This is a genomic window from Methylocystis sp. H4A (genome assembly GCF_015709545.1).
GTDB lineage: Bacteria > Pseudomonadota > Alphaproteobacteria > Rhizobiales > Beijerinckiaceae > Methylocystis > Methylocystis silviterrae.
Genome location: NZ_JADNQY010000020.1, coordinates 68,006 through 85,132 on the forward strand (window position 1 = coordinate 68,006; position 17,127 = coordinate 85,132).

Consider the following 17,127-nt stretch of genomic DNA (forward strand, 5'->3'; position numbering starts at 1 on the left):
TGGGCCGTTAGCTCTAACTGCAACCTTTCCTCATCCCGCCGGGAGACCCTCATGGACGCGTTGCTCTCCGCCGCAGCCGCGATCGTTGGCGCGCCCAACGCGCAGTTCCTCGCCCTTCTGCTCATCGGCGGGCTTGTCGGCTGGAGCGCGACAAAACTCTGGCATGTTCTGCACGTCGACGTTCGAGCAGGGGCTTTGCTGCTCTCGGGGGTCACGGGGGCATGGCTGGCGGCCGAACTCGCCGTTCGGGCAGGAGTGGGCCAGCGCTGCGCAGACGCGGTCTTGATCGCCGGCGCGATCGGCGCGGCGCTGTTCTGCGTCGGATGCCGGGCGCTGCCTCACGGCAATAGATCTTCCGAGGACATTGCCGTCCGCCATTGATATGCCTAGCTTGGTGAGAGAGGAGACTCTCCGCTCTTGACCGTGCTTGATCTCTTGAACGACGACCCCCGAAAGAAACGGGGGGAGCCGCCTCTGCGTCATCCTGAAAAGGCGGGCCGGCCTGACGCGCCCATTCTGCGCAAGCCGCCGTGGATTCGCGTCAAGGCGCCGGGTTCGAAGGCCTGGGCGGAAACCAGCGGCCTGTTGAAGGACGCCGGGCTCGCGACCGTGTGCCAGGAAGCTTCCTGTCCCAACATCGGCGAATGCTGGGAGAAAAAACACGCCACTTTCATGATCATGGGCGAGATCTGCACGCGCGCCTGTGCGTTCTGCAATGTCGCCACGGGCCTGCCGACGCCGCTCGACCCGACCGAGCCGGGCAGGGTCGCCAAAGCCACGCGCGCTCTCGGCCTGTCGCATGTCGTGGTGACGTCCGTCGATCGCGACGATCTGGATGACGGCGGCGCCGGTCATTTCGCCGAGACCATCGCCGCCATCCGGTTGGCGTGTCCCGAAACGACGATCGAAGTGCTCACGCCGGACTTCCTCAGGAAGCCTGGCGCGCTGGAGCGCGTAGTGGCGGCGGGCCCGGACGTCTTCAATCACAATCTCGAGACCGTGCCGTCGCTCTATGTCACCGTGCGGCCGGGCGCGCGCTATTTCCACTCGCTGCGATTGCTTCAGCGCGCCAAGGAGCTGAACCCTTCCGTCTTCACCAAATCCGGGATCATGGTCGGGCTCGGCGAGAGCCGTCTCGAAGTGATGCAGGTGATGGACGACATGCGGTCGGCGGACATCGATTTCATCACCATCGGCCAGTATCTGCAGCCGACGCGCAAGCACCACGCGATCGAGCGCTTCGTGACGCCGGAGGAATTTGAATCCTATAAGACGCTCGCCTATTCGAAGGGCTTCCTCTACGTCGCCGCCTCGCCGCTCACCCGCTCGTCGCATCATGCGGGGGAGGATTTCGCGAAATTGCGCGCGGCGCGCCAGCGACGGCTCGCGCTAGGCGAGGCGAGCCCGATAAGTTGAGCGTCGCCGCCTTTCAGATCGCACCCACGCCGGGTCTTCGACGCTGGGAGCGGCCCCTCGTCCTTCGAGACGCGTGCTGCGCACGCTCCTCAGGATGAGGGGCCTTTGATTCCTCAGCCGCTCCGAGCGAATCGGAGAACGCTGCCCTCAGAAGCTGAGCGGCTAATTTCCATCGTGTCTTGCCCCAGTTAGCAGTCCTCATCCTGAGGAGCCGCCCGCAAGTCGGGTTTACCCGACTTGCGAATTTAATGTCGATCTCGGGCAGGCCCGAGATCGAAGGTGGCGTCTCGAATGACGAGGACTGCGCCATTCGGAATTTTGCATGACGATTAGAACGCGACCGAGGCGGACCGAGTGGCGTGAGCGTGCTGGGCCGGGAGCGGCGCGAGGCTGCGCCGCCCGAAATAAGTCTCTTACGCGGCGCCAAGCGCGGTGGAGATTTCCGCCAGGGTGGCGCGTTCGGCGTCGGTGACCTTCACCCCGCCAAAGCCCAGAAAACCGCCCTCGACGCCCGCTTCCGCCACCAGATTGGCGATATGGTTGAGCCAGTCCTTGAACGCCTTCGACTCATTGGGCGCCTTCGAATCGAGGATGGAGGCGGTGCGGCGCAACTCGACGAGCGCCCGATCTTTGAACTCCTCCACTTTGGCCCCGTCGACCACGCCCTTCACCCCATCGCGGGCCGCAGTGCGTCCGTCGGGCGTGAGAAGGTCCTCGACAACCGCCTTGATCAGCGCGTCGGCGTTGGGATCGGATTTTGCGGTGGCCAAAGCCTTGGCGCTCGCGAAACCCTCCTGCAGCGTTCCGATAAAGCCGCTCGGATCGCCAGCGCTGACGGCGAAGCCGGCCAGCAGCGGCGATTCAAGCAGTTTTTTCCATTCATCAGCTGTGAAATCGGATTTGTTGGCCATTGTTCCCTCCGTAGAATATCTCAGGAGCCAGCGAGAGCTCGTCGATAGAACCGCGACGTGACGCAAATGTTCCAGCCGCGTGACGGCGGCGACTTTTGCCGCTCTCGTCAATGAACTAGAAGCTTGGCTCATGAAGAGTTTTCGCAACCGTCGCCACGTGCCGCACAGCGCAGGAGAAATGTTCGCGCTGGTGCGCGACGTTGAATCCTATCCGCAATTCGTGCCCCTCTGCGAGGCCGTTCGCATCCGGCGACGGTCGGAGATCTCGCCTGGGGTCGAGGTGTCGCTGATCGAGATGCAGGTCGGCTTCAAAGCGATCTGCGAGCGCTATGTGAGCCGCGTCTGCTGCGACTTCAACAAATTAGACATCAGGGTCGAGTGCGCCGAGGGACCGTTTCGAAAACTCGACAATCGCTGGACGTTTCGCGACGAGCCGGCGGCGAGCGGCGGCGCGCCCCGGTCGCTGGTCGAGTTCTTCATCGCCTATGAATTCAAGAGCCCGGCGCTTGGCTTTGTGATGGGTGCGATGTTTGATCGCGCGTTCCACAAATATGCGGACGCCTTCGCTGCACGCGCCGACGAGGTTTACGGCCGCCGCTGAGCCGCGTCGACGGCGTCAATCATCATGTCCAGCGCTTGCATGACGGAGGCGGCGCGGATCTCGGCGCGCGACAGCGGTCCATAGCGGCGCTCGACATGATCGACGCCGCCGTCGCGCCGGGCGCAGGCGAAATGAACGAGCCCCACAGGCTTTTCGAGTGAACCGCCGCCGGGTCCGGCGACGCCCGTCACCGCGACAGCGACATCGGCCAGCGCGTGTTCGATGGCGCCCAGCGCCATGGCGCGCGCGACCTCGGCGCTGACGGCGCCATGCGCTTTGAGCAATGCGTCCGCGACGCCAAGCATGTCGGATTTCGCGGCGTTGGAGTAGGTGACGAAGCCGCGGTCGAACACGTCGGACGAGCCTGGGATTTCGGTGAGCGCCGCGGCCACCAGCCCGCCGGTGCAGGATTCGGCGCTCGCAAGACGCAGGCCTTTGGCGCGGGCTCTGTCGAGAAGTTCTTTAGCTTTTACGTATGTCATATGTTCATGCATTACGTATCTCATAAATGCGCATTACGTATGTCATATGAAATCCTTTGAACGGCTCAAGTGTCATTCCCGACGCGCGCAACGCGCGCGATCGGGAATCCAGAACAAAACCGGCGTTCTTGGATCGGCCCTGGATTCCCGGTCAGGCCTTCGGCCCGCCGGGAATGACACGGCCCAACAGGACGGATCAGCCGGAATCCGTATCATAACTCATGCGTCGGTTTGCCGCGCAGCGCCTTCACGTCGCCGCGCTGCTTCTTGCCGTCAAGACGCCTGATTTTCGAGCCGAGCGTCGGCCGGGTTTTCTTTCGCGGTGGCGGCGGCGGAGCCGCTGCGATGCGGATGAGGTCGATGAGACGATCGAGCGCATCCGCCCGGTTGCGCTCCTGCGTGCGATGGCGGCGCGCTTCGATGAGGATGACGCCGTCCTTCGTCAACCGTCGGCCGGCGAGACGCGCCAGCCGCGCCTTCACATCATCGGCGAGGCTTGGCGAATTGCGGATGTCGAAGCGCAGCCGCACGGCGGTTTCGACCTTCTGCACATTTTGCCCGCCCGGTCCCGAAGCGCGCGCAAATTCCTCCACGATTTCCCATTCGTGGAGCGCGATTCTATCGGTCACGCGGATCATGAGAGGCCTCAACTCTGCAAAGCGGGTTTATAGCAGGTGATGCGGGCCAGTCGTCATTGCGCGCTGTGTCATTCCCGGCAGGCCGCAGGTCTGACCGGGAATCCAGAGCAATAACGAGGATGTTTGTTGCGACTCTGGATTCCCGATCGCGCGCAAGCGCGCGTCGGGAATGACAATCCAATTCGTCAGCGACACTGGATAGGTTCGCGTTCGGCTCGCAGTGACGCGACTGGGAGCAGATGCTGGCTCGCTCAGTCCCTCACGGCAACCTTACCGTGGCGATCGCTAGCGCCGCCATGCCTTCCTGCCTTCCGGTAAATCCCAGCCGCTCGGTGGTCGTCGCCTTGATCGCGACGCGGCCGAGGTCGACGCCCATCGTCGCCGCGAGGCTTTCGCGAATGCGCTCCCGGTGCGGACCGATCTTTGGCGCTTCGCAAATGATCGTGGCGTCGACATTGGCGATGGCGCCGCCACGCGCCCGGACCAGTTCGCAGGCGCGCGCCAGAAAGATCGACGACGCCGCGCCCTTCCACTGCGGATCGGACGGCGGGAAATGCGCGCCGATATCGCCCTCGGCGATGGCGCCGAGAATGGCGTCGGTGATCGCGTGAGACAAAACATCGGCGTCGGAATGGCCGGAGAGGCCATGCGTATGCGGGACCGCGACGCCGCCAAGCCAGACGGAATCGCCTGGTCCGAAGGCGTGGACGTCATAGCCCTGACCCATGCGGATGTCGGGCAGATCGGCGAATTCGGGTTGCTTCAACTGCTGCATGGCGCGGGCGAAGTCCTGTTGCGTCGTGAGTTTGAAATTGGCGGCGTCGCCTTCGAAAATATGCACCTTCACGCCGGCGGCTTCAGCGATCATGGCGTCGTCGGTAAAGTCGCGCCCGCCCGCGGCCGCGGCGCGATGGGCTGTCATTATGAGATCGAATCGAAAGGACTGCGGCGTCTGCACGGCGCGGAGCCGCGAGCGGTCGGGCGTCGCGACGACGACGCCGGCGCCGTCGATCTGCTTTATCGTATCGGCGAGCGGCACGCCGGGGGCGGCGGCGCCGTGGATCGCGGCCGCCTCGATCGCGCGCGCGATGAGCGCGGCATCCGCGAAAGGACGCGCGGCGTCGTGAATCAGCACGATGTCCGGCGCGCCCTCGGCCGCGAGCGCCTCGAGGCCGTTCCTGACGCTTTCCTGCCGGCTCGCGCCGCCGAAGGCCGGCGGAAGAAGCCGGGCCCGATCGGAATGGGAAAGCTCCGCTATGCTCGCGGCATAATCCTCAAGGTCGTCTTTATGGATGACGACCTTGAGCGCGGCCTGGGGCATGGCCATATGCAGCCCATGCAGCGTTCGGGCGAGCAGCGTCATGCCGGCGATCGGTCGATATTGTTTTGGCGGGCCGTCGCCCGCCCGTGCGCCGCGCCCTCCGGCGACGACAAGGATGGCGATGGATGGAATGACGTGAGCGGCGCCCATGGCCGCTCTCTGTCGGTTTTCGCCAACGCCGTCAAATGCCAACGGGCCGGAGAAATGCTATGTTGCAAGTGCGAAGGGAACTGCTTATGATGTGGGCACGATGGCTACTGCCAAAAAACTAGGCGTTGGCTTTGCCCCTTCGCCTCTGAGCATTGGCGGGATCACGCTGACGGGTCGCGCGCTCCTCGCGCCGATGGCTGGCGTGACCGACCCGACCATGCGCCGCATCGCGTCGCGCCTGGGGGCGTCGGCGACGGTGAGCGAGATGGTGACGGCCGCTGGCGTCGCCCGCGGCGATCGCGAGACGGCGATGCGGCTGGAATGCGCCGGCGTCGGGCCGCGGGTCATTCAGATCGCCGCGCGCGAGCCGGCGGAAATGGCGGCCGCCGCGCGAAGCGCCGAATCCTCTGGAGCTGACTGGATCGACATCAACATGGGCTGTCCTTGCAAGCGTGTCACCGGAGGCCTCGCGGGCGCCGCGCTGATGCGCGATCTCGATCAAGCGGCGCGGCTGATCTCTGCAGCACGCGAGGCAATATGCGTGCCGCTGAGCGTCAAGATGCGGTTGGGATGGGATGAAGCGACCAGAAACGTCGTGGATCTCGCGCGCCTTGCGGAAGCCGAAGGCGCCGCGATGATCACCGTGCATGGGCGCACGCGCCAGCAGTTTTATGCAGGCCGCGCCGATTGGCGCGCGATCGCGGCGGCGAAAGCGGCCGTGCGAATTCCGGTGATCGCCAATGGCGACTGCGCCGGCGAAGACGACGCCGTGCAGATGCTGGAGCATTCCGGCGCCGACGGAGTCATGATCGGACGGGCGGCCATGGGGCAGCCCTGGATCGTCGGCGATATCGCGCATTTTCTGCAGACCGGCGAGCGGCGCGCGCCGCCCACGCTGGCGCAGCGTGCTGAAATCGCGCGCGAACATCTCGAAGGCCTGCTGGCGTCGATGGGCGCGTCGGCTGGGTTGAGGCACGCGCGCAAACATCTCGCCGCCTATGTCGATCGCTTGGTCGATCGCATGGTCGATCACTTGGCGGGCCATGCCGCAGCCGATGCGCGCCACGCGCTGGTCACCACAGATTCGCCGGACGAGGCGGCGCGGCTGATTGAGGTGATTTTTCTGAAGGCGCTGCCGGCAGAGCAGGGGATCGCGGCATGAGCGTTTTTGACCGCCCCCGACGCAATAGCGCGCATTGCGGCAGCTATGAGCCGCTCAAGATCATCAATGACGCCGGCCGATCATGCATGCTCGAGGCCTTGCCGAACGCGATTCTGACCGTCGCCCGCGATGGCGTCATCGAGGACGCCAACGCCGCCGCGGAGGCCTTCTTCGAGCTCGGCAAACCTCTGCTCATCGGGCAGTCGCTCGATCGGCTGCTGCCCTTCGGATCGCCGCTCACCGCGCTCATCGAGCAGGTTCGTGAACGTGGCGCGACAATCAATGAATACAAGGTCGATCTCGGCCGGCCCGGCCAGGAAGCCGACCGACGCGTCGACGTTCATTGCGCGCCGCTGCCCGAGGGCGACGGGCTCGTGCTTGTTATGCTGCAGGAGCGCACAATTGCCGACAAAATAGACAGGCAACTGACGCATCGCGGCGCTGTTCGCTCGGTTTCGGGGCTGGCCTCGATGCTGGCGCACGAAATCAAGAATCCGCTGTCCGGCATTCGCGGCGCCGCACAACTGCTCGAATCGGCGCTCGGCGATCAGGACCGCGCGCTGACGCGGCTGATTTGCGACGAGACCGATCGGATTGTGCGCCTTGTCGATCGGATGGAGGTTTTTTCCGACGCGCGTCCATTGCAGCGCGAGCAGGTGAACATCCATTCGGTGCTGGATCACGTGAAACGCGTCGCGCAGAGCGGATTCGCCCGCAATGTTCGCTTCGTCGAGAATTACGACCCATCGCTGCCGCCGGTTTACGCCAATCGCGATCAACTGGTGCAGGCCTTCCTCAATCTCGTGAAGAACGCGGCGGAAGCCGTCGGCGAAGCCGTTGATGGGGAGATCGAACTCTCAACCGCTTTCCGGCCCGGCGTCAGTCTGCGCGCGCTTGGCGAGAAAAGCCCGATCGGACTGCCGCTCGAATTTTGCGTGCGCGACAATGGCCCCGGCGTTCCGGAGGACATCGCCGCGCATCTCTTTGATCCCTTTGTCACCACCAAGTCGACAGGAACTGGCCTCGGACTTGCACTGGTTGCGAAGATCGTCAACGACCACGGCGGCATCGTGGAGTGCGAGTCCCTCCCGAGGCGCACGACCTTCCGGGTGTTGATGCCAATGTACAGGCCAAAACGGGCCGAGCAACGCGAGGAACGGCGTGCATGACATCTCGCAAAGGCGGGAGAACGAAGTAATGACGCGAGGAGAAATTCTGGTCGCCGACGACGATGCTTCTATTCGCACGGTCGTCGCGCAGGCGCTTTCGCGTGCGGGCTATGAAGTGCGCACCACCGGCGCGGCCGCGACCTTGTGGCGATGGGTGCAGTCGGGCGAGGGCGATCTCGTCGTCACCGACGTCGTCATGCCCGACGAGAACGCTTTCGAGCTTCTGCCGCGCATCAAAAAGCTGCGTCCCGAACTCCCGATCATCGTCATGAGCGCGCAAAACACGTTCATGACCGCTATTCGGGCGTCGGAGCGTGGCGCATACGACTATCTGCCGAAACCTTTCGATCTCAAGGAGCTCGTCGGCATCGTCGGCCGCGCCATGGCCGAGCCCCGCAAACGGCCCGAAGATGATCACCACGATGAGATCGAGGGAATGCCGCTCGTCGGCCGCTCCCCGGCGATGCAGGAAATCTATCGTTCGCTCGCGCGATTGATGCAGACCGACCTCACGGTCATGATCAATGGCGAGTCGGGAACCGGCAAGGAACTCGTCGCCCGCGCCCTGCACGATTACGGAAAGCGCAAGAAGGGGCCCTTCGTCGCCGTCAATATGGCGGCGATTCCGCGCGATCTGATCGAAAGCGAACTCTTCGGCCATGAGAAGGGCGCCTTCACCGGCGCCAACCAGCGATCGGCCGGCCGCTTCGAGCAGGCCGAGGGCGGCACGCTGTTTCTCGACGAGATCGGCGACATGCCGATGGAGGCGCAGACCAGGCTGCTTCGCGTGCTGCAGCAGGGCGAATACACGACCGTGGGTGGGCGCACGCCGATCAAGACCAATGTCCGGATCATCGCCGCCACCAACAAGGATCTGCGGATACTCATCCAACAGGGCCTGTTCCGCGAGGATCTTTACTTCCGCCTCAACGTCGTGCCGCTTCGGCTGCCGCCGCTGCGCGAGCGCGCCGAGGACATTCCCGACCTCGTGCATCACTTCTTCAAAGTGGCGGCGAGCGAAGGACTGCCGCAGAAATACATCGATCAGGCCGCGCTCGACCGGATGAAGAAATATCGCTGGCCGGGCAATATCCGCGAGCTCGAAAACCTCATCCGCCGGCTCGCCGCGCTGCACCCCCAGGAAGTCATTTCCGACCAGCTCGTCGAGGCCGAACTCGAACACGAGATTCGGCAGGCTGACCCGGGCGGGGACAAAGGCTCAGCCGCAGCCGCGACGTCGCAAGAAATGTTTGATGGACAAACACTTTCTAGCTCCGTCGAGCTTCATCTGGCCAAGCTCTTCCGCGACTATGGGGATCAGTTGCCGCCGCCCGGTCTCTATCACCGGATCATCCGCGAGATCGAAATTCCGCTTGTCTCCGCAGCGCTTGCGGCCACGCGCGGCAATCAGATCAAGGCGGCGGAATTGCTCGGACTGAACCGCAACACGCTGCGCAAGAAAGTGAACGATCTCGACATCCGCCTGATGCGTTCGCCGCGATAGCGACTCTCCTGGCCGTTCAATTGCAACCGGCGCGGGCGGAGCCTATACAGGCGCCATGGCCCTGACCGGAGACTCGGCTTCTCCGCTAAAGGCGAAAGGCAGAACGCCGTTTCGCAGCTGGTTCGGCCCGATCATTGTGATCGGGGCCGTCGGCTGCGCTTTGGCTACATTCCTGGTCGTGGCCGAATTCGGCGCGATATCGCCGACAGACGACCGCTTATTGCCGCTGCTCATCATCAACGGCGTCTTTGTCGCCGTTCTGCTCGCGATGGTGATCGTCAAGGCCTGGCGCCTCTATCGCGTCTGGCGGCGCGGCGAAGCGGCGGCGCGCCTTCATGTGCGCACGGTCGGCTTTTTCGCGGTCATTGCTTTGATCCCGGCGATTCTGCTTGCCGTAGCGGGATCGCTGACGCTGGAGCGCGTGCTCAATCCCGCCTTCATGTCGAGCGTCAAGGTCTTCGTCCACAACACGGCGGAAGCCGCGGCCGTGTTCCGCGAAAGTCAGTGCCGGGCGCTACTGCAGGAGGCGCAGCTCACGGCCTCGGACCTCGATCGCGCGAGCATCCTTTACAATTCCGACCGACCCTATTTTCACCAGATATTTCAGTCGCGGGCGTATTTCCTGGGCTTCTCTGTCGCGGCCCTGGTGAAATCCAACGGCGAAATTCTCGACCGCGTCGACGTGGCGCAGAACGCCGCCGCCATCATCATCGCCCCGCCGCAATCCGAGTTCGACGACGCGCGGCGCGGGGAGCCTCTGTGCCTCGTTATCGATGACGGCAAGAGCTTCGTCGCTTTGCGCGCGCTCAGCGCCTTTCAGGACACTTTCCTTTACGTCACCCGGCCCATCGACCCGATCGCGGTGGAGTTTCCCAAACAGGCTCAAAGCCTGATCAGCAGCTACGACGCCTTCGATTCCTATCGCGCCGCCGTGCAGCGGGCCTTCGTGCTGATGTACGCCTTCCTGACGACGATCATGCTGTTGTCGTCCATCTGGTTCGGACTGGATTTCGCCGACCGGCTGGTGACGCCGATCCGCGACCTGATCGCCGCAACCGACGAGGTGTCGGCGGGCAATCTCGACGTTCGCGTCAACGTCGACAAGCAGCATGGCGATTTGGCGCGCCTCGGCGACGTCTTCAACAATATGACGACCGAGCTCAATCTTCAGCAAAACCGGCTGATCGAGGCCAACCGGATCAATGACGAACGTCGCGAATTCACCGAGGCCGTGCTCTCCGGCGTGCCGGTCGCGGTTATGGGCGTGGACTCGGAAAGCGTCGTCACCATTCTCAACCGCTCAGCCGAGGAACTGTCGCTGGCGGACCCGACGGGGCAGGCGACCGTCGGCGCCTCGGTGGCGTCGGTCTTGCCGGAGATCGTCCCCATCCTGAAGGACGCGGCGGAAGTTTTTCCGCGCGCCGTTCAAAGCCAGATCATCATCAAGCGCGGCGTCGCCGAGCGCACCTTGAATGTGCGAGTCACCTCGGCGCGCGCCGATGCGGGACAACACAACTACGTGGTGACGCTCGACGACATCACCGACCTCGTGATGGCGCAGCGCACCTCCGCCTGGGCGGACGTCGCACGGCGCATCGCTCACGAGATCAAGAATCCTTTAACGCCGATCCAGCTTTCGGCCGAGCGGCTGCGCCGCAAATACGGCAAGGTCATCCAGGAGGATCGAGACATTTTCGACCAATGCACAGACACGATTGTGCGCCAGGTCGACGACATCAAGCGTATGGTCGACGAGTTTTCGTCCTTTGCGCGTATGCCGAAGGCGCGCCCGGCGCGCGACGATCTCAACGAATGCATTCGGCAGGTCGCGTTCCTCATGCGCGTCGGCAACGCCGATCTCGACATCGCCGAAGACTTGCCCGAAACGCCCGTCATCGCGCAGTTCGATCGCCGCTTGCTGTCGCAGGCGCTCACCAATATCGTGAAGAACGCCGTCGAAGGCATCGCCGCACGCGAAGAAAAAGACGCTCTGGAAAAGGGACGAGTTGAAATCAAGTTGGATGTGCGCGATCGCATGGCGGAAATCGACGTGATCGATAATGGTAAGGGCTTCCCGGCGATGAACCGGCAGCGCTTGCTCGAGCCTTACATGACGACGCGATCGGACGGCACCGGACTGGGCCTGCCGATCGTCGCCAAGATTGTCGAGGATCACGGAGGCCGGCTGGAGCTGCTGGACGCGCCGTCGGGTCGGGGGGCCTGCGTCAGGCTCATCGTGCCCCTCGCCGCGGAGACGCCCTCGAAAGAGGAGCCACGCGCGGCGGGCGCACAGGATGAAAAAGCGCCGGCGCATGCAAGTGAGCCGGGACAGAGCGGGGTATAATGGCAAGCGATATTTTGATTGTCGACGATGAAGAGGACATCAGAGAGCTTGTCGCCGGAATTCTGAGCGACGAAGGGCACGGGGTCCGCACCGCCAAAGACTCCGACGAAGCGCTTGCGGCGATTGCAAGCCGCCGTCCGCATCTCGTTTTTCTCGACATCTGGCTGCAAGGGTCTCGGCTGGACGGCCTCCAGGTGCTCGAACTCGCGCAGAAGCAGCACAAGGGCTTGCCCGTGGTCATGATCTCGGGCCACGGCAATATCGAAACCGCCGTCAGCGCGATCAAGATCGGCGCATACGACTTTATTGAAAAGCCCTTCAAGGCGGATCGGCTGGTGCTCGTCGCCGAACGGGCGCTCGAGGCCTATCAACTGCGGCGCGAACTTTCCGCGCTGCGCCAACGGGCAGGAGCCTTCGACCGCATCGTGGGCGATTCCCCGGCGGCGCATCAGCTGCAGCAGCTCATTGGCCGAGTCGCCCCTGTGAATTCGCGCGTGCTGATCACCGGCGCGCCTGGGACGGGCAAGGAACTCGCCGCCCGCTGCATCCACGAGGCGTCGAGTCGCGCCGGGGGGCCGTTCGTCGTCATCAATTCGGCCACGATCACGCCGGAGAACATGGAAATCGAGCTGTTCGGCCGCGAAGGCGCCGACGGCGAACGCAAGATCGGCGCGCTCGAGGAGGCGCATGGCGGGACGCTGTTCCTCGACGAAATCGCCGACATGCCGAAGGATTCGCAGGCGAAAATCCTGCGCGTGCTGGTCGATCAGACGTTTCAGCGGGTTGGCGGATCGAACAAGGTCGAGGTCGACGTGCGCATCATCTCGTCCTCGGCGCGCGATCTCGCGTCGGCGATCGAAGAGGGGACGCTGCGCGAGGATCTGTTTCATCGCCTCGCGGTGGTGCCGATCCGGATTCCCTCGCTGGCGGAACGGCGCGAGGATATCCCGGCGCTCATCAACTATTTCATGGAGAATATGTCGCTCGCGTCCGGCATGCCGCGCCGACGGATTTCGGAGGACGCTCTCGCGGTCCTGCAGTTGCACGACTGGCCCGGCAACATCCGCCAGTTGAGAAATAATGTCGAGCGCTTGATGATCCTCACGTCTGGCGATTCCAGCGGGACGATCACGGCCGAAATGCTTCCGGCCGATGTCGGCGAACTCGTTCCGGCGACTCCCGCCGGCGTGCGTGGCGAGAAACTGATGAGTCTACCGCTCAGAGAGGCGCGGGAAGTTTTCGAACGCGAATACCTTGTCGCTCAGCTCAATCGCTTTTCCGGGAATATTTCCCGAACAGCGGAGTTCATCGGTATGGAGCGCTCGGCCTTACACCGAAAACTTAAGTCGCTGTCGGTAGAGTCATAGAAACATTAACTTACATGAGCTAGTTAAAGCGCTGCGTTATGTTTGCGGCAAGAGCTGGCGCGGAGTCAAAGCCGGACGCCTCCCATAAACTGGCGGCGGAAAGCGCTCGACTTGCGCCTTGCGCTTCGCCATTTGAAAGGTTCTAATGACCACGGCGGCGAAAAAAGAAGAACGATCCCCTGGGGGCGGCGTCATTCCGCTCGGCTCAAAAAACAGAACAGGACAGCCGATGTCGTCAGAGCGTTCGCAGAATCTGCAAGATACGTTTTTGAATTTTGTCAGGAAGAATAAAGTCCCGCTCACGATCTTCCTCGTCAATGGCGTCAAGCTCCAGGGAATCGTCACCTGGTTCGATAATTTTTGCCTCTTGCTGCGGCGAGACGGGCATTCTCAGCTCGTCTACAAGCACGCCATCTCGACGATCATGCCTGGACACCCCATACAAATGTTTGAGCCGGGCGAGGACGAGGGCCAGGCCGACAAGCAGCGGTAGGCGATTGAAGGCTGACAGCGGAGCAGATAACGGGACGACGCCGAACGGCGCCGGCGCCCGTGCATTGGTCATTGGGCCCTATGTGACTCAAGGCGGCGCGGCGCGTGCGCGCGACACGGCGGCGCGTCTCATGGAGGCGGTGGGGCTCGCCGAGGCGATCGACCTCGATGTCGTCGGTCAACTGCCGATATCGCTGAACGAGGTTCGACCGGCGACGTATCTGGGGAAGGGCAAGGTCGAAGAGATCGGCGAACTCGTCAAGTCGAAGGACGCCGCGCTCGTGAGCATGGACTGCCAGCTCTCGCCCGTGCAGCAGCGCAATCTCGAAAGGGCGTGGGACGCCAAGGTCATCGACAGGACCGGGCTCATTCTCGAAATCTTCGGCGAGCGCGCCCGAACCAAGGAAGGCGCGCTGCAGGTGGAGCTCGCGCATCTGGCCTATCAGAAGTCGCGGCTCGTCCGCTCCTGGACCCACCTTGAACGCCAGCGCGGCGGTTTCGGCTTTCTTGGCGGCCCGGGCGAAACGCAGATCGAGACGGACCGGCGCCTGATCGAGGAGCGGATGCGGCGCATCGAGCACGATCTTGACAAGGTGAAGCGCACGCGCGCGCTGCATCGTAAGACGCGGCGCGACGTTCCCTATCCGGTGGTCGCGCTCGTCGGCTACACGAACGCCGGAAAGTCCACGCTTTTCAACCGTCTGACCAAGGCCGAGGTGCTCGCGCAGGACATGCTGTTCGCGACCCTCGATCCAACGCTGCGCCAGATCAAACTGCCGCATGGCGCGCGCATCCTGCTCTCCGACACGGTGGGATTCATCTCCGACCTGCCCACCATGCTTGTCTCGGCCTTCCGGGCGACGCTCGAAGAAGTGACGCTCGCCGATGTGGTTCTCCATGTCCGCGACGTCGCCCACGAAGATTGGGAAGCGCAGGCGAAGGACGTCGAGTCGATCCTGAGCGAACTCGGTCTGAAAGGCGAAGCCGAAGGGCGAATTTTGGAAGTTTGGAACAAGATCGACGCGCTCGATCCGGAACGGCTTTCGGCGCTTCAACTCGCCGTGAGCGGGATCGAGCCTCAACGCCGGCCGACGCTCGTATCGGCCTTGACCGGGCAGGGGCTCGATGCATTGCTGGCAAGGATCGAGTCCACTCTCGCGGCGGGACGCGTTCGATTTGAAATGGACCTGGACGTCGCCGACGGCGAAGGGCTCGCCTGGCTTCACGCCCATACCGAAGTGCTCGAACGCGAAGCGCTGCCGGAGGGCGGCGTCCATCTCGTCGTGCGTATCGATCCTGAACGTTCGGAGGGTCTCGCGAGGCGCTTTCCGCAGGCGGAAATCATCCGCGAAGCCGGCGCGGGGCGCTAGATCACGCTGCATTTGGGCGGAATCGCCCAAATGCAGATAAATTGATCGATTCCAAAGTTTAGAGCGCGCTCTATGCGAAAAACCGGTTCCCACTTTTTCGCGAGCCGCGCTCTAACGGGCGGCAGGAACTTTTCAGACGTTTGAGAGAGTTATCAACGCGGCTTGCGCTCCGCGCCTTTCGCCTCGACCCACAGCGCTTCCATCTCGTCGAGAGACGCTGCTTCAGGCGAACGGCCCATCTCTGCGAGGCGGCGCTCGATGTGGTGAAACCGCCGCTCGAATTTCGTGTTGGCGCCGCGAAGCGCCTGGTCGGGATCGACCTTGGCGTGGCGCGCAAGATTGACGACGACGAACAAGAGATCGCCGATCTCCTCTTCAAGCGCCGGCGAAGCGTCGACGCCGGGACGCGCGAGTTCCGCGGCGACCTCCTCGGTTTCCTCGCGAATCTTGCCGAGAACGTGCTGTGCGTCGTCCCAATCGAAGCCGACCTCGGACGCCTTCTTTTGCAGCTTGAGGGCGCGCGTCAGGGCGGGCAGGGCGAGCGGCACGCCGTCAAGCAAACTGGCCGGCGGCGCGTCCTGCTTGCCTGCCTTCTCGCGCGCTTTGATTGCGCTCCACTGCATGGTCACGCCGTCGGCGTCGAGAGACTGGACGTCGCCGAAAACGTGCGGATGCCGGCGAATGAGCTTGTCGCAGATCGCGTCGACGACGTCCTTGAAGGCGAAAACGTCCTGCTCCTGCGCCATTCGGGCATGGAACACGACCTGTAAGAGGAGATCGCCTAACTCGTCTTTGAGATCGGAGAGATCGCCGCGCTCAATGGCGTCGGCGACTTCATAAGCTTCTTCGATCGTATAGGGCGCGATCGAGCGGAAATCCTGCTCGAGATCCCAGGGACAACCGCTGCCGGGCGTGCGCAGCGCCGCCATGATTTCGATCAGTCTGGCGACATCGCCATGCGGTCGTCCGGACATGAGGTCTCTCCAAAAGAAAAGCGCCGCGGCCCTCAAGGAGGATCGCGGCGCGCGGATCTACGGAGCGAGGCTCAATCCAGGATGATCGACAGCGCTTCTCTGCCTTTCGCCGTATCGACGACCTGCATAGTGACCGGCTGCCCCTCGGCGAGCCGGTTCACGCCGGATGGACTCAGAATCGAAATATGGACGAACACGTCCTTGCCGCCGTCGTTCGACTGCACGAAGCCGAAGCCCTTTGTCTCGTCGAACCATTTGACCTTGCCGGAGACCGGAACGGCGGTCGACGGATCGGGCGCCTGGCGACGGGGCCGGGGGCTGTCAAAACCGCCTCCCGCGCGCGGCGGCGGCGGCGGCGCCCGCTCAGCGGCTCCAGCCAAGTCGACTTCGAGAATGCGCGCCACTTGCTGGCCCTTCACCGAGCTCGTGACTTGCACCTGTAACTTCGCGCCGGGCGGCAGCGTGTCGTAACCGGCCGCCTGAACGGCGCCGATATGGAGGAAGGCGTCGCCGGTGCCATTGGCAAGCTCTACGAAGCCGAAGCCCTTGTCAGTTTTAAACCACTTCACAATGGCGTCGACTGCTGGCTCGTTCGACATCGGAGGCGGCGCATCCGGAAATCCGCCGCCAAAGGGTGATCGCGGCGCCCGGCTGGTTCGCTGCGAATCATAGCTATACGGAGCGTCGTCATCAAATCCGCGCTTGCGGGGGCCCCGAAAATCTCTACCTTTGCTCATGTCTACCTGCTCGTCTCCGCCAAAAACGGCAAGACCGCTATGCCAACCTTGTGCGCCCAACCGCTCCAGTTGGCGCGTCTCAAAAAACGCGCCTGCCCGGAAACGACGATGATGTGCCTCTTGAATGCCATATAGTCCCGCGCAGCGAGCCTTTTACCAGAGTTTCGCCCCCGAAAGCCAGAGAATTCCGTGGGGCGATCCAAAAATCCAAACAGTCGCCATAGTTTGACAGCTGACGTCCAAATGCTGCGCCGGCGGGAATGTTTGCGTTTGCAGGAGTTTAGATGAGCCGCGCGGGTGGACTTGACGCGCGATGCGCTGCGCCCGCGCCACATTGTCACCGTAAGGCGTCATCCGAGGAGCCGGGGCGGCGCTCCGTCCGACAAGACATCGGCGCGAAATCTCAGTTTGGCGAAAGGCAAGAGCGGACGGCGCTGGCCGGATCCCGCATCCAAGATTCGCATAATCCATATTATGGAACTACGCGAT

At 63.3% G+C, this 17,127-nt stretch carries 16 protein-coding genes; 10 read left to right on the top strand and 6 right to left on the bottom strand.

Features of this window, described 5'->3' with window-relative positions; translation table 11 throughout:
• Positions 1-51: 51 nt before the first annotated feature.
• Together IYW40_RS06330 and lipA are read left to right on the top strand one after the other, a co-directional pair.
• Positions 52-381 (top strand): hypothetical protein, encoded by a 330-nt coding sequence (locus IYW40_RS06330; RefSeq protein ID WP_196399871.1) that lies wholly within the window; start codon positions 52-54, stop codon positions 379-381.
• Positions 382-417: 36 nt separating this feature from the next.
• Positions 418-1,416, top strand: a complete 999-nt coding sequence (gene lipA, locus IYW40_RS06335; RefSeq protein ID WP_196399872.1) for a lipoyl synthase — start codon at positions 418-420, stop codon at positions 1,414-1,416.
• A gap of 413 nt (positions 1,417-1,829) precedes the next feature.
• Here lipA and IYW40_RS06340 read toward each other — a convergent pair whose 3' ends face one another.
• The gene (locus IYW40_RS06340; RefSeq protein ID WP_196399873.1) at positions 1,830-2,327 is read right to left on the bottom strand and encodes a hypothetical protein; all 498 of its coding nucleotides are present in this window, start codon (positions 2,325-2,327) and stop codon (positions 1,830-1,832) included.
• 130 nt (positions 2,328-2,457) lie between these two features.
• On the opposite strand from IYW40_RS06340, the gene IYW40_RS06345 reads away from it, so the two are divergent.
• Positions 2,458-2,928 (top strand): SRPBCC family protein, encoded by a 471-nt coding sequence (locus tag IYW40_RS06345; RefSeq protein ID WP_196399874.1) that lies wholly within the window; start codon positions 2,458-2,460, stop codon positions 2,926-2,928.
• Here the strand turns inward: IYW40_RS06345 and IYW40_RS06350 are convergent.
• The 3 genes from IYW40_RS06350 to IYW40_RS06360 form a co-directional block, all read right to left on the bottom strand.
• Positions 2,913-3,422 (bottom strand): CinA family protein, encoded by a 510-nt coding sequence (locus tag IYW40_RS06350; protein WP_196399875.1) that lies wholly within the window; start codon positions 3,420-3,422, stop codon positions 2,913-2,915. The two genes, IYW40_RS06345 and IYW40_RS06350, sit on opposite strands and share 16 nt — an antisense overlap.
• Positions 3,423-3,622: 200 nt before the next feature.
• Positions 3,623-4,048 carry an alternative ribosome rescue aminoacyl-tRNA hydrolase ArfB gene (gene arfB / locus IYW40_RS06355; protein WP_123176070.1) on the bottom strand — a complete coding sequence of 142 codons (426 nt, stop codon included), beginning with the start codon at positions 4,046-4,048 and terminating at the stop codon, positions 3,623-3,625.
• Positions 4,049-4,307: 259 nt separating this feature from the next.
• Complete coding sequence (locus IYW40_RS06360; protein WP_196399876.1) at positions 4,308-5,519, bottom strand: bifunctional 2-C-methyl-D-erythritol 4-phosphate cytidylyltransferase/2-C-methyl-D-erythritol 2,4-cyclodiphosphate synthase; 1,212 nt, start codon at positions 5,517-5,519, stop codon at positions 4,308-4,310.
• Between the two features lie 100 nt (positions 5,520-5,619).
• Between IYW40_RS06360 and dusB the strand changes: the two genes are divergently transcribed.
• From dusB to hflX, 7 genes are all read left to right on the top strand, one after another.
• Positions 5,620-6,681, top strand: coding sequence for a tRNA dihydrouridine synthase DusB (gene dusB, locus IYW40_RS06365; protein ID WP_196399877.1), 1,062 nt, complete (start codon positions 5,620-5,622; stop codon positions 6,679-6,681).
• The gene (locus IYW40_RS06370; protein ID WP_175094594.1) at positions 6,678-7,850 is read left to right on the top strand and encodes an ATP-binding protein; all 1,173 of its coding nucleotides are present in this window, start codon (positions 6,678-6,680) and stop codon (positions 7,848-7,850) included. The genes dusB and IYW40_RS06370 overlap by 4 nt, the downstream gene beginning before the upstream one ends.
• 28 nt (positions 7,851-7,878) lie before the next feature.
• The gene (ntrC, locus tag IYW40_RS06375; RefSeq protein WP_196399878.1) at positions 7,879-9,354 is read left to right on the top strand and encodes a nitrogen regulation protein NR(I); all 1,476 of its coding nucleotides are present in this window, start codon (positions 7,879-7,881) and stop codon (positions 9,352-9,354) included.
• 55 nt (positions 9,355-9,409) lie between these two features.
• On the top strand, positions 9,410-11,698 hold the full coding sequence (locus tag IYW40_RS06380) for a PAS domain-containing sensor histidine kinase (RefSeq protein WP_196399879.1): 2,289 nt from the start codon (positions 9,410-9,412) through the stop codon (positions 11,696-11,698).
• Entirely contained in the window at positions 11,698-13,065 is a 1,368-nt protein-coding gene (locus IYW40_RS06385; RefSeq protein ID WP_196399880.1) for a sigma-54 dependent transcriptional regulator, read from the top strand. Before IYW40_RS06380 ends, IYW40_RS06385 begins: the two co-directional genes overlap by 1 nt.
• 229 nt (positions 13,066-13,294) lie before the next feature.
• Positions 13,295-13,558 (top strand): RNA chaperone Hfq, encoded by a 264-nt coding sequence (gene hfq, locus IYW40_RS06390; protein WP_014889711.1) that lies wholly within the window; start codon positions 13,295-13,297, stop codon positions 13,556-13,558.
• Between the two features lie 64 nt (positions 13,559-13,622).
• Positions 13,623-14,927: a GTPase HflX gene (hflX, locus tag IYW40_RS06395; RefSeq protein ID WP_246720682.1), complete on the top strand. Its 1,305-nt coding sequence runs from the start codon at positions 13,623-13,625 to the stop codon at positions 14,925-14,927.
• Between the two features lie 152 nt (positions 14,928-15,079).
• Here the strand turns inward: hflX and mazG are convergent, their stop codons facing one another.
• Positions 15,080-15,901 carry a nucleoside triphosphate pyrophosphohydrolase gene (gene mazG / locus IYW40_RS06400; protein ID WP_196399882.1) on the bottom strand — a complete coding sequence of 274 codons (822 nt, stop codon included), beginning with the start codon at positions 15,899-15,901 and terminating at the stop codon, positions 15,080-15,082.
• Positions 15,902-15,972: 71 nt separating this feature from the next.
• Positions 15,973-16,638 (bottom strand): cold-shock protein, encoded by a 666-nt coding sequence (locus tag IYW40_RS06405; RefSeq protein WP_175094588.1) that lies wholly within the window; start codon positions 16,636-16,638, stop codon positions 15,973-15,975.
• Positions 16,639-17,127 lie beyond the last annotated feature (489 nt).

Coding starts and splice junctions, on each gene's coding strand:
- IYW40_RS06330 (WP_196399871.1), top strand. CDS start 52: ATGGACGCGTTGCTCTCCGCCGCAGCCGCGATCGTTGGCGCGCCCAAC.
- IYW40_RS06340 (WP_196399873.1), bottom strand. CDS start 2,327: ATGGCCAACAAATCCGATTTCACAGCTGATGAATGGAAAAAACTGCTT.
- IYW40_RS06345 (WP_196399874.1), top strand. CDS start 2,458: ATGAAGAGTTTTCGCAACCGTCGCCACGTGCCGCACAGCGCAGGAGAA.
- IYW40_RS06350 (WP_196399875.1), bottom strand. CDS start 3,422: ATGCATGAACATATGACATACGTAAAAGCTAAAGAACTTCTCGACAGA.
- arfB (WP_123176070.1), bottom strand. CDS start 4,048: ATGATCCGCGTGACCGATAGAATCGCGCTCCACGAATGGGAAATCGTG.
- IYW40_RS06360 (WP_196399876.1), bottom strand. CDS start 5,519: ATGGGCGCCGCTCACGTCATTCCATCCATCGCCATCCTTGTCGTCGCC.
- dusB (WP_196399877.1), top strand. CDS start 5,620: ATGGCTACTGCCAAAAAACTAGGCGTTGGCTTTGCCCCTTCGCCTCTG.
- IYW40_RS06370 (WP_175094594.1), top strand. CDS start 6,678: ATGAGCGTTTTTGACCGCCCCCGACGCAATAGCGCGCATTGCGGCAGC.
- ntrC (WP_196399878.1), top strand. CDS start 7,879: ATGACGCGAGGAGAAATTCTGGTCGCCGACGACGATGCTTCTATTCGC.
- IYW40_RS06380 (WP_196399879.1), top strand. CDS start 9,410: ATGGCCCTGACCGGAGACTCGGCTTCTCCGCTAAAGGCGAAAGGCAGA.
- IYW40_RS06385 (WP_196399880.1), top strand. CDS start 11,698: ATGGCAAGCGATATTTTGATTGTCGACGATGAAGAGGACATCAGAGAG.
- hfq (WP_014889711.1), top strand. CDS start 13,295: ATGTCGTCAGAGCGTTCGCAGAATCTGCAAGATACGTTTTTGAATTTT.
- mazG (WP_196399882.1), bottom strand. CDS start 15,901: ATGTCCGGACGACCGCATGGCGATGTCGCCAGACTGATCGAAATCATG.
- IYW40_RS06405 (WP_175094588.1), bottom strand. CDS start 16,638: ATGAGCAAAGGTAGAGATTTTCGGGGCCCCCGCAAGCGCGGATTTGAT.